Consider the following 10,255-nt stretch of genomic DNA (forward strand, 5'->3'; position numbering starts at 1 on the left):
CTGCGCGAACCCGCCGGCACCGTCGCGCAGACCCATCACCCCGCAGACCGCCCCGGATGCATCCACCGCCACCACGCCATGCCCGGCGCGGACCCGCGCAGGCCAGCGTCCGCGCCCGAAATGCGCGCGCCACAGCGCCGCCGCGGCGGGCAGCAGGCTGTCGGGGATCGGGTGCAGGATCTGCATCGGCTGGCCTTGTCTTGCCTTGCGTGTCGTGCAAGCAAGGTGCCGCGAAACGCAGGAAGACGAAAGCGCCATGTCCCCCGCTCCCGAACCCAGGCCCTCGGCCCGGCAAGCCGCCGCCGATCAGGCGGCAATCCGCGTATTGGCCCGGACGCCGGCCGCCGCGTTCCGCCACGGCATCGTCCAGTCGCTGCCCTTCCTGGTGGTGATCGTGCCCTTTGCGGTGCTGTTCGGCGTGGTCGCGACCGAGGCCGGGCTGAACCTGGCGCAGGTCATGGGGTTTTCGGTGCTGGTCCTGGCGGGCGCGTCGCAGTTCACGGCGGTGCAGCTGCTGACCGACAATGCGCCGGCGCTGATCGTGATCCTGTCCGGGCTGGCGGTGAACCTGCGCATGGCGATGTATTCGGCGTCCCTGCTGCCGTGGCTGCGGGACGCGACACCCGGCCACAAGGCCTGGGTCGCCTATGCGCTGATCGACCAAAGCTATGCGCTGTCGATCCAGCATTACGAACAGTATCCGCGCCTGACCATCGCGCAGCGGCTGGCCTATTTCGGCGGCACGGCGCTGGTTCTGTGCGTGCCGTGGATGATCGCCACCTGGGCGGGCGCCACCGTGGGCCAGGCCATCCCCGAGGGGATCGCGCTGGATTTCGCGATGCCCATCACCTTCCTGGCGATGATCGCGCCGATGCTGCGCACGCCTGCGCATCTGGCCGCCTGCTTTGTCGCGATCGTCGCGGCGCTGGCGCTGGCGGGGCTGCCGTCGGGGCTGGGCCTGCTGATCGCCGCGCCCCTGGGCATGGCCACCGGCGCCCTGGTCGAGATCCGCACCGAACGCAAGGAGGCGCGCGATGCAGGCGTCCGCGACTGAGATCTGGGTCATCATCGCGGTGCTGGGCGTCGGCACCTACCTGATCCGCTGGTCGTTCCTGGGCGCGCTGGGCGACCGCGACCTGCCGAACTGGATGCTGCGGATGCTGCGCTATACCCCGGTGGCGGTGCTGCCCGCGCTGGTCGCGCCGCTGGTCGTCTGGCCCGCCGCGACCGGCGGCAACGCCGATCCGGCCCGCATGGCCGCCGCCGCCGCGACCGTGGCGGTGGGCGTGCTGACCCGCAACGTGATGCTGGCCATCCTGGCCGGGGGCATCACGCTGGCGGGCCTGCTTTACCTTCTGTAACCGCCGATCGTCCCGTCCTTCTGGCGCAGCAGGACGTCGTGGTTGTTGGCCGGGTCGCCGTCATAGTGACGCTTGGACACCACGCCCGGCTGGCGCAGGAACCATTCACGCAGCTTCAGCGGAGAGAACCCCCGCGGCACCGTCTCGAACCCCGGCACGCCGGACAGGACGTTGCCCGATTCGATCGCGCAAAAGCCCTTGTTGGCAGAACCGTTGGCCTCGGCCCGGCGGATCGCCAGGTCGGCCACCTCGCGCGGAACCAGGATCGTGTCCTCGGCCACCCAATAGGTCTCGCGCGCGTGGTAATCGATGTAGAAGTTCTTGAAGTTGTCGGTGATGCCGTAAAGCACGTCGCGCCGTTCGGGAATGCGCGGATGGCTCCAGCTGCCGGCGGGATCATAGATCACGCGCTGGCTGCCGTTGAACATCAGCGCCGAATGGCCCCCCTCGCCGCGCGGGATGCCGATCACCGTGAACAGCGTGATCGAGGTCGGCGTGGCGGACACATAGCGCGCGTCGCGCACGGCTTCGTCACTGGCCCAGATGTTGTCGGCTCCGCAGGCGGTCAGCACGACCGGCAGCGTGGCCGCCAGGAAGACGCGTCGCTTCATGTCCCCGCCCGTCCGATCAGGCGTTCGTCAGGGCCATGAAGACCAGGACCGCCAGCGATCCGACGATGACCCAGGTGGATCCGCGGATGAAGCCCGCGAAGGTCTTCTTGTGGTCGGTCAGGTCCATCGTTCCCTGGGTCGCTTCGGGTTTGTTGTCGTAGTCGGCCATCACTGCCCCATCGGTTTGCGTTCATCCTGCGATAGCGGAAAGCGGCGCAGCTGTCACGCCCCCCACAGCACCGCACCCTGCGTTTCGCCCACAGGCCGGATGCGCCCGGCGCGGTGCAGGTGGTTCACATGGGCCACGGCCTCGACCATGGCTAGTCCGTACTCGGCCTCGCCGATGCGGCGGCGGAACAGGATGTCGAAACACCCGACCGCGGTACGCGGGCCGTCCGCCAGGGCCTGCGCCAGCCGGTCCAGCCCGGCGCGGTGGTTCTGGACCAGCTGTTCCAGCCGGAAGGGCAGCCCGGTGAAGGGCAGCTTGTGTCCCGGCAGCACCACGTGGTCGGCCCGCGCCAGCGCCGCCAGCCGGGCGCAGCTTTCCAGCCACTCGCCCACCGGGTCGGCCTCGGGCTCGGTCGGATAGACCCCCAGGTTCGGAGAGATCGACGGCAGCAGCTGGTCGCCACCGATGACCAGATCGCAGTCCTGCGACCACAGCGTCGCGTGGCAGGGCGCATGGCCATGCCCCATCGCCACCCGCCAGCGCCGGCCGCCGAAGGTCACCGTGTCGCCCTCGACCAGGCGGGTGAAGCCCAAAGGCAGCGGGTGGACCACGTCGGCAAAGTTGAAGGGCCGGTCGCTGGCGCGCCGGTCCAGCATCTCGGCCGCCATCCCGGCCCGCCGCCAAAACGCCAGCGCCTGCGGGCTGGCACGGTCCTGCACGTCCAGGACCAGCATCCGCGCCATCAGCCATGCGGTGCGGCTGATCCACAGGTCGGCGCCCCGTTCCATGAACCAGCCGGCCAGCCCGATATGGTCGGGATGGTGATGCGTGCCGATCACCCGCACGACCGGCCGCCCCTGCAGCGGTCCGTCCAGCAGCACCTGCCAGATCTCGCGCGTGCGCGCCGTGTCGAAGCCGGTATCGACCACCGTCCAGCCGTCGGGATCGTCGAAGGCATAGACGTTGACATGGTCCAGCTTCATCGGCAGCGGCAGGCGCATCCACAAGACGCCCGGGGCGACGGTGATGGCCTGCCCCTCGGCGGGCGGGCTGTCATGCGGCGTGCGGATCACGCCGCGAAGTCGCCCGCCAGCGCGGCATCGCTCAGCGCGGTCAGGTCGCCCTGGCCCGCCTGCGCCTCGGCCAGATCGCCGGTGAACCGCGGCAGGACGCGCGCCATGAAGACCCGCGCCAGCGCCAGATGCGCCGGTCCGCCCTTCAGCGCCGCGCGCAGGTGGTAATGCCCGCCCAGCACCCGCGCAAAGGCGGTCAGATAGGCGACCGCGCCCGCGAAACGGTCGGCCATGTCACGCTCCAGCAGGGCCTGGGTCGCCTCGCGCAGGGTCTCGGCGGCCTGCCACAGCTGGTGGGCCAGCTCGGGATGCGCGGACTGCGCGGCCTTGGCCCCGTCCAGCACCTCGTCCAGCAGGCGCATCGCGGCCTCTCCGCCGTCCGATAGCTTGCGTCCGACCAGATCCATCGCCTGGATGCCGTTCGTGCCCTCGTAGATCGAGGTGATGCGCACGTCGCGCAGATACTGCGCGGCGCCCGTCTCCTCGACATAGCCCATGCCGCCATGCACCTGCACGCCCATGTCGGCCACGCGGATGCCCACGTCGGTGCCATAGGCCTTGGCGATCGGCGTCAGGAAGGCCGCGCGGGCGGCCTGATCGGCATCCCCCGTGGCGCGATCCATGTCGATGGCGGTGGCGCAGGCTAGGCCGATGGCGCGGGCGGCAAAGACTTCGGCCTGCGCGGTGGCCAGCATGCGGCGCACATCGGGATGGCCGATGATCGGACCCATCTGGTTGCGGTCCACCGCATAGGCCACGGCCTTCTGCAGCGCGGCCTCGGCCACGCCCACGCCCTGCATGCCGACGCCAAGCCGGGCCACGTTCATCATCGTGAACATCGCCGCCATGCCCTTGTTCTCCTCGCCCACCAGCCAGCCGGTGGCGCCCTCATAGGACATCACGCAGGTCGGGCTGCCGTGGATGCCCAGCTTCTCCTCCAGGCTGACCACCTTGAGGCTGTTGGCGACGCCCGGGTCGCCCTGCTCGTCGGGGATCAGCTTGGGGACCATGAACAGGCTGATGCCGCGCGTCCCCTTGGGCGCGCCCGGCAGACGCGCCAGCACCAGGTGGCAGACGTTCGACGTGACGTCGCTGTCGCCCCAGGTGATGTAGATCTTCTGCCCGCTGATCCGATAGGTGCTGTCGCCCGCCGGTTCCGCCCGGGTGGTCAGGGCGCCCACGTCGCTGCCCGCGCCCGGTTCGGTCAGGTTCATCGTGCCCGACCATTCGCCGCTGATCAGCTTGGGCAGATAGCGCGCCTTCAGATCGTCGCTGGCGTGATGCTCCAGCGCCTCGATCTGGCCCTGGGTCAGCAGCGGGTTCAGCTGCAAGGACAGGCAGGCGCCCGACATCATCTCGGCCACGGCCATGTTCAGGGCCTGCGGCAGGCCCATGCCGCCGTACTCCGGATCGGCCGACACGCCGACCCAACCCCCCTCCGCAATCGCCCGGAACCCGTCGGCAAAGCCGGGCGAGGATCGCACCACGCCGTTCTCCAGCCGCGCGGGGGTCTGGTCGCTGCCCCGGTTCAGGGGCGCCAAAACGTTCTGGGCCAGCTTGCCGGCCTCGGACAGGATGGCGGTCGCGGTCTCGGCCGTGGCCTCGGCAAAGCGGTCGGTCCGGGCCAGGTCGGCGAAGGGGACGACATGGGTCAGGATGAAGTCGATCTGGGCTGTCGGGGCCTTGTAGGTCATCGGGTTCTCCTCCTGGCGCCTTGGCATCGGGCCGCGGCGCGTCTATCAACGGGCGCTGGCGGCATCTTGTGCCGCCGTCCTTTCAGGCTCAACCGAAACCCCGCGTCACGAATGCAGACCCTGCGACTGATCTCCGACTGTGCCGGCCTGGCCCAGGCCGCCCGCCTGCTGGCCCAAGGCCGCTGCGTGGCGATCCCGACCGAGACGGTCTACGGCCTGGCTGCCGACGCGCGCGACGGGGCGGCGGTGGCCGGCATCTACCAGGCCAAGGGGCGGCCCAGCTTCAACCCGCTGATCGTGCATGTGGCGGACCTGTCCGCGGCGCAGGCCATCGCCGACCTGCCGCCGCAGGCGCTGACCCTGGCGCGGGCCTTTTGGCCGGGCGCGCTGACGCTGGTGGTGCCGCTGCGCACCGATGCGGGCATCGCGGGGCTGGTCACGGCGGGGCTGGACACGATCGGCATCCGCGTTCCTGCCCATCCCGTGGCGCAGGCGCTGCTGCGCGCATCCGGCGCGCCGCTGGCCGCACCGTCGGCGAATGCCTCGGGGCGGATCAGCCCGACCACCGCGGATCATGTGCTGCACCCGGACGGGGGCCTCGACGGGCGCATCGCGGCGGTACTGGATGGCGGGGCCTGCCCCGTCGGCGTGGAATCGACGATCGTCGGCTGGCAGGACGGGCGCGCGACGCTGCTGCGTCCCGGCGGCATCCCTGCCGAGGCGATCGCCGCCGCCCTGGGCGAACCCCTGGCCGCGCATCAGGCCGATCCTTCGGCCCCGAACGCGCCCGGACAGCTGTCCAGCCATTACGCGCCGGAATCGTCCCTGCGCCTGAACGCCGACCCGGCACCCGGAGAGACGCATCTGGCCTTCGGCACGCCCGGCCCCTTCAGCCTGTCGGACACGGGCGACCTGACCCAGGCCGCCGCGCGCCTGTTCGACCTGCTGCGGCGCGCGGACGCCCTGGGCCGCCCGATCTCGGTCGCGCCCATCCCGGACCACGGGCTGGGCCTGGCGATCAACGACCGCCTGCGTCGCGCCGCCGCCCCACGACCCTGATTTCTCCGTTGCCGGAAATACCCCGGGGGGAGTCCGCAGGACGGGGGGCAGCGCCCCCCTTGCGCCCCCTGCCCCTCAAAGCCCCAGAGAGTTGTAGACGTTCGAGATCCGCCGGATCGCCACGACATAGGCCGCGGTGCGCATGTCCTCGACCTTGGGGTTGCTGATCCAGACCTCCTTCATCTTCTTGAAGCTCTCGCGCATCGTGTCGTCCAGGCCCGACCGCACCAGCTCCAGCTCGTCCGCGCCGGTCAGGAACGCCTCCTTGAAGCCCTTGGACAGGGTCCAGTTCAGGCCGGTATCGGCCGACAGCCGCTCCAGCTCCTCGACGATCATGCGGGCGCGGGCCTCCTCGTGCCGGCGCTCCAGCCGGCCCAGGCTGATCTGCGACAGGTTCTTGACCCATTCGAAATAGGACACGGTCACGCCGCCGGCGTTGGCATACATGTCGGGGATGATGACGATCCCCTTGCGACGCAGGATCGCGTCGGCATCGGCGGTCACGGGACCGTTCGCCGCCTCGATGATCAGCTTGCAGTTGATGCGCTCGGCGTTGTCGGCGTGGATCACGCTTTCCACCGCTGCCGGGATCAGGATGTCACACTCCTGCTCCAGCATGGCCAGACCGTTTTCGTGATAGTCGCCGCCGATGAAGCCCTTGACGCCACCGGTCGCGCGGATGTGGCCGCGCAGCGCGTCGATGTTGATGCCCTGCGGGTTGGTGATGGCGCCGTCGCGCTCGATCACGCCGGTGATCAGGCACTTGTCCTCGACCGACAGGAACTGGGCGGCGTGATAGCCCACGTTGCCCAGGCCCTGCACGATCACGCGCTTGCCCGCCAGCACGCCGGTCAGCCCGGCCTGCTTCATCACGTCGTCATGGCGGAAGAACTCGCGCAGCGCGTATTGCACGCCGCGGCCCGTCGCCTCGACGCGCCCGTCGATGCCGCCCGCGGTGCGCGGCTTGCCGGTGACGCAGGCCTTGGCGTTGATGTCATCGGGATGCAGCCGCTTGTAGGCGTCGGCCATCCACGCCATCTCGCGCTCTCCGGTGCCCATGTCAGGCGCGGGCACGTTCTGGGACGGAGAGATCAGGTTGCGGCGCGACAGCTCGTAGGTGAAGCGGCGGGTGATGCGCTCCAGCTCGTCCTCGTTCCAGGCGCGGGGGTCGATGCACAGACCGCCCTTGGACCCGCCGAAGGGCACCTCGACCAGCGCGCATTTGTAGGTCATCAGGGCGGCCAGCGCCTCGACCTCGTCCTGGTTCACGTCCAGCGAATAGCGGATGCCGCCCTTCACGGGCTCCATGTGTTCGGAATGGACCGACCGATAGCCGGTAAAGGTGTGGATCTGGCCGCGCAGCCGCACCCCGAACCGCACCGTATAGGTGGAATTGCAGACCCGGATCTTCTCCTCCAGCCCCGGCGCAAGGCTCATCAGGCCTGCGGCATGGGTGAACATGCGGTCCACTGAATCCCGGAACGAGGTCGTGTTGACGGACATTGCTGCTTCCTCCTGGTGACGGCGCAAGGTCGATATGGCCGCACGCTAGGCCAATCCGCCCGGTGCCGCCACAGCGGATCGTCGCCGACGGCGCCATGTTTGCGATAAAAACCAGCAGCTTTTGCACGACGCGCAGCCCTTGGCGGGGTTTTCCTTTTCACACCATTTATTATGCTGATAGGGAAACCGCCTCTCTATCCGCGGTGTTTGGATGGAAACCAAGGAAGAAGAATGAAGACCGATACCACCCATGCACCGGCCCCCGGCATCACGCGGGGCCGCAAGTTCGATCAGGTCCGTGACGGGGCTGCCGTCATCTTTCTGCGCGACGGTTATGCGGCCGCCAGCGTCGACGACATCGCCCGGTCCGCCCGGGTGTCCAAGGCGACGCTCTACAGCTATTTCCCCGACAAATCCCTGATGTTCCGCGAGGTGCTGCGCGCCACGATGGATAGCGCCTTCCGCCAGCAGCCCTTCGCGGCGGACCCTGCGTCCCAAGCCCGGACCGAGCTGCCGCGGGTATTGTCGGACCTGGCGACATGGGCGCTGTCGGAACCGCGGCTCAGCCTGCTGCGGGTGATGACCGCCGAATCGACGCGCTTTCCCGACGATGCGCGCGACTATGACGACGCCTTGGCCAACCGCGTCGCGGCCCCCCTGGCGCAGATCATCGACGGCTGGATCGCCGCGGGGCAGATCCGCGACCATGACAGCGGTCAATCCTCCCGCCAGCTGGTCGCGTTGATCACCGGGCAGGTCCAGCAGCCCGCCCTGCTGACCGGCACCACGCTGCCCGACGCGCAGGTCGCGCGGATCGCCCGCGACGCAGCGGCACTGTTCCTGTCGGCCTACGGCCTGCAGGCCGCCTGAGGGGGCGACGCGCCCAAGGGCTGTTGCATTCCTGCGATGATCGAAACGTGATCCATCACCCCGCTTCTCAAGGCCGGGGGTGCGGCCTATGCTGGCGGGAACAAGGTCCGGAAACAGGACCGGCAGGGGTGACAGGCGATGATCAGCAAGGACTGGACGATTCGGGCCGCGATGGCTGCCGGCATGGCGCTGGCCGTGCAGGGCTGCGCATCGTCGCCGAACCGCATGCCGCCCGCGGGCGGCTATGCGGGGCCTGCCTATGCGGCCCAGCCCGGTTATGCGCCCGCGCCCTATGCCGCCGCGCCCGCGCCCTATGCGGCACCCGCACCGGCCCCCTATCCGACGGCGCCCTATCCGGCCGCGGCCCCCTTCCCGGCGGCGCCCGTGGTGGCGGACCTGCCCGCTGCGACGACCGGCATCACCGGGGTGACCGAACGCAAGCCCGACCTGTGCAAGGCCAGCAGCTACGCCTCCAGCGTGGGCCAGCCCGGCAGCACGATCCCGACTCTCGGCCTGCCCGGCGCCTATCGCGTGGTCGAGTATCGCGGGATCGAACCCCAGGACTATGACCCCGACCGGCTCGTCTTCCGTCTGGATGCGACCGGCACCATCACCAAGATCGATTGCGGATGACCCCCATGCACAAGACCACGCTTGCCCTGATCCTTGCCGCGACGGCCCTTGCCGCCTGCGAACCCGCCTATGTCGAGCCGACCCCGCCCCCGGTCGTCGACGAATGCGGCGCCGCCGGCTATCAGGGCCTGATCGGCCAGCCCCGCACGGCCCTGTCGGCGATGAACTTCCCCTTGGGCACCCGCGTCATCGGCCCCGAGGACATGGTCACCGCCGATTTCCGCCCCGACCGGCTGAACATCGAATACGGCGTGAACGGGCGCATCACCAAGGTCAGCTGCTTCTGACCCGTTTGGCGTTGCGCCGGCCGCGACGGGCTGTCACCATTCCGACATGATGAACGCGATCCCGCCCGATGCCGACCGCGTGGTGTTCGACCGCAGGGAACTGAACCTGATCCTGTCGACCTACGGCCGCTTTGTGGCCGCGGGTGAATGGCGCGATTACGGCATGTCCTTTCTGCGCGACGCGGCGGTGTTCAGCGTCTTTCGCCGCGCCGCCGAACACCCCCTCTACCGGATCGAAAAACGTCCTCGGCTGCGTGCGGCCCAGGGCGCCTATGCCGTGATCGCGATGGACGGGCGCATCCTGAAACGCGGCCACGATCTGGCCCAGGTGCTGCGCGTGCTGGACGCCAAGCTGATCCGCCCCATCGACTAGGTGCCGCGCGGCTTGGCCCGCACCGTTGGATCGGCCGCGGTCGGGTCCTCGGGCCAGGGATGGCGCGGATAGCGGCCGCGCATGTCCTTTCTGACATCGGCATAGGAGCTGGCCCAGAACCCCGGCAGGTCCATCGTCACCTGCACCGGCTTGCCGCCCGGCGACAGCAGCGTGATCCGCAGCGGCCGCCCGCCCACCGCCGGATGGCGGGTGACGCCGAACAGCTCCTGCAGGCGCAGCTCGATCGACGGGTCCGCGCCCCCGTAATCGATCGGCACGCGGCGACCCAGGGGGGTGGTGAACTGCCCCGGCGCCTCCTGGTCCAGCCGCTGCTGGCCTGCCCATCCGATCCGCGCCTTCAGCGGCTCGACCAGGTCCAGCCCGCGCAGATCGGCCAGCGTCCGCACCCGGCCCAGCCAAGGCAGCAGCCAGTCGCCATCCGACAGCAGGTCGACATCCGCCACAGAGCCAAGGTCCGGCACCAGCGCGATCCGCGCCCGCAGACGCGCCGCGGCCGGGGTCCAGGGCAGCCCGTCCAGGCGCAATCCCTCCAACGCGGCCGCGGCCATCGCCTCGGCCGGGGCGTCGGGCCAGGGCCGGTCCGACAGCACCAGCGCGCCCA

Annotated in this window: 13 protein-coding genes and 1 pseudogene; 7 read left to right on the top strand and 7 right to left on the bottom strand. The window is 69.8% G+C overall.

From position 1 onward, the window contains the following. A pseudogene (locus FHD68_RS15020) lies at positions 1-186 on the bottom strand (hypothetical protein); the annotation flags it as partial. A gap of 70 nt (positions 187-256) precedes the next feature. Between FHD68_RS15020 and FHD68_RS15025 the strand changes: the two are divergent. Together FHD68_RS15025 and FHD68_RS15030 are read left to right on the top strand one after the other, a co-directional pair. Then, positions 257-1,054: an AzlC family ABC transporter permease gene (locus FHD68_RS15025; protein ID WP_084693827.1), complete on the top strand. Its 798-nt coding sequence runs from the start codon at positions 257-259 to the stop codon at positions 1,052-1,054. After that, the gene (locus tag FHD68_RS15030) at positions 1,035-1,361 is read left to right on the top strand and encodes an AzlD domain-containing protein (RefSeq protein WP_045983097.1); all 327 of its coding nucleotides are present in this window, start codon (positions 1,035-1,037) and stop codon (positions 1,359-1,361) included. Before FHD68_RS15025 ends, FHD68_RS15030 begins: the two co-directional genes overlap by 20 nt. Here the strand turns inward: FHD68_RS15030 and FHD68_RS15035 are convergent. From FHD68_RS15035 to FHD68_RS15050, 4 genes are read right to left on the bottom strand one after another with little or no spacing between them, the layout of a single operon-like run. Further along, a complete protein-coding gene (locus FHD68_RS15035) occupies positions 1,349-1,972 on the bottom strand; it encodes a hypothetical protein (protein ID WP_127897763.1) in 624 nt (207 codons plus the stop codon). The two genes, FHD68_RS15030 and FHD68_RS15035, sit on opposite strands and share 13 nt — an antisense overlap. Before the next feature lie 16 nt (positions 1,973-1,988). After that, the gene (locus FHD68_RS15040) at positions 1,989-2,141 is read right to left on the bottom strand and encodes an aa3-type cytochrome c oxidase subunit IV (RefSeq protein ID WP_064503561.1); all 153 of its coding nucleotides are present in this window, start codon (positions 2,139-2,141) and stop codon (positions 1,989-1,991) included. A gap of 53 nt (positions 2,142-2,194) precedes the next feature. Next, positions 2,195-3,214: an MBL fold metallo-hydrolase gene (locus tag FHD68_RS15045; protein ID WP_164871391.1), complete on the bottom strand. Its 1,020-nt coding sequence runs from the start codon at positions 3,212-3,214 to the stop codon at positions 2,195-2,197. Beyond that, positions 3,211-4,908, bottom strand: a complete 1,698-nt coding sequence (locus FHD68_RS15050) for an acyl-CoA dehydrogenase family protein (protein WP_127897762.1) — start codon at positions 4,906-4,908, stop codon at positions 3,211-3,213. The genes FHD68_RS15045 and FHD68_RS15050 overlap by 4 nt, the downstream gene beginning before the upstream one ends. A 111-nt stretch (positions 4,909-5,019) precedes the next feature. Between FHD68_RS15050 and FHD68_RS15055 the strand changes: the two genes are divergently transcribed. After that, positions 5,020-5,967: an L-threonylcarbamoyladenylate synthase gene (locus tag FHD68_RS15055; protein ID WP_127897761.1), complete on the top strand. Its 948-nt coding sequence runs from the start codon at positions 5,020-5,022 to the stop codon at positions 5,965-5,967. A gap of 75 nt (positions 5,968-6,042) precedes the next feature. On the opposite strand, the gene FHD68_RS15060 is transcribed toward FHD68_RS15055, so the two are convergent. Further along, on the bottom strand, positions 6,043-7,470 hold the full coding sequence (locus tag FHD68_RS15060) for a Glu/Leu/Phe/Val family dehydrogenase (protein ID WP_042252300.1): 1,428 nt from the start codon (positions 7,468-7,470) through the stop codon (positions 6,043-6,045). Between the two features lie 231 nt (positions 7,471-7,701). Between FHD68_RS15060 and FHD68_RS19075 the strand changes: the two genes are divergently transcribed. The 4 genes from FHD68_RS19075 (at position 7,702) to FHD68_RS15080 (ending at position 9,633) form a co-directional block, all read left to right on the top strand. Beyond that, positions 7,702-8,340 (top strand): TetR/AcrR family transcriptional regulator, encoded by a 639-nt coding sequence (locus FHD68_RS19075; protein WP_052714858.1) that lies wholly within the window; start codon positions 7,702-7,704, stop codon positions 8,338-8,340. Between the two features lie 138 nt (positions 8,341-8,478). Further along, positions 8,479-8,973, top strand: a complete 495-nt coding sequence (locus tag FHD68_RS15070; protein ID WP_208863784.1) for a hypothetical protein — start codon at positions 8,479-8,481, stop codon at positions 8,971-8,973. A gap of 5 nt (positions 8,974-8,978) precedes the next feature. After that, positions 8,979-9,260, top strand: a complete 282-nt coding sequence (locus FHD68_RS15075) for an I78 family peptidase inhibitor (protein ID WP_045983098.1) — start codon at positions 8,979-8,981, stop codon at positions 9,258-9,260. Between the two features lie 46 nt (positions 9,261-9,306). Continuing rightward, on the top strand, positions 9,307-9,633 hold the full coding sequence (locus FHD68_RS15080; RefSeq protein ID WP_045983091.1) for a DUF2794 domain-containing protein: 327 nt from the start codon (positions 9,307-9,309) through the stop codon (positions 9,631-9,633). Here FHD68_RS15080 and FHD68_RS15085 read toward each other — a convergent pair. After that, positions 9,630-10,255 (bottom strand): ATP-dependent helicase C-terminal domain-containing protein (locus FHD68_RS15085; protein WP_280115178.1); only part of this gene is annotated, 626 nt, incomplete at its 5' end. The two genes, FHD68_RS15080 and FHD68_RS15085, sit on opposite strands and share 4 nt — an antisense overlap.

It is taken from the genome of Paracoccus marcusii (assembly GCF_006151785.1).
Taxonomy (GTDB): domain Bacteria; phylum Pseudomonadota; class Alphaproteobacteria; order Rhodobacterales; family Rhodobacteraceae; genus Paracoccus; species Paracoccus marcusii.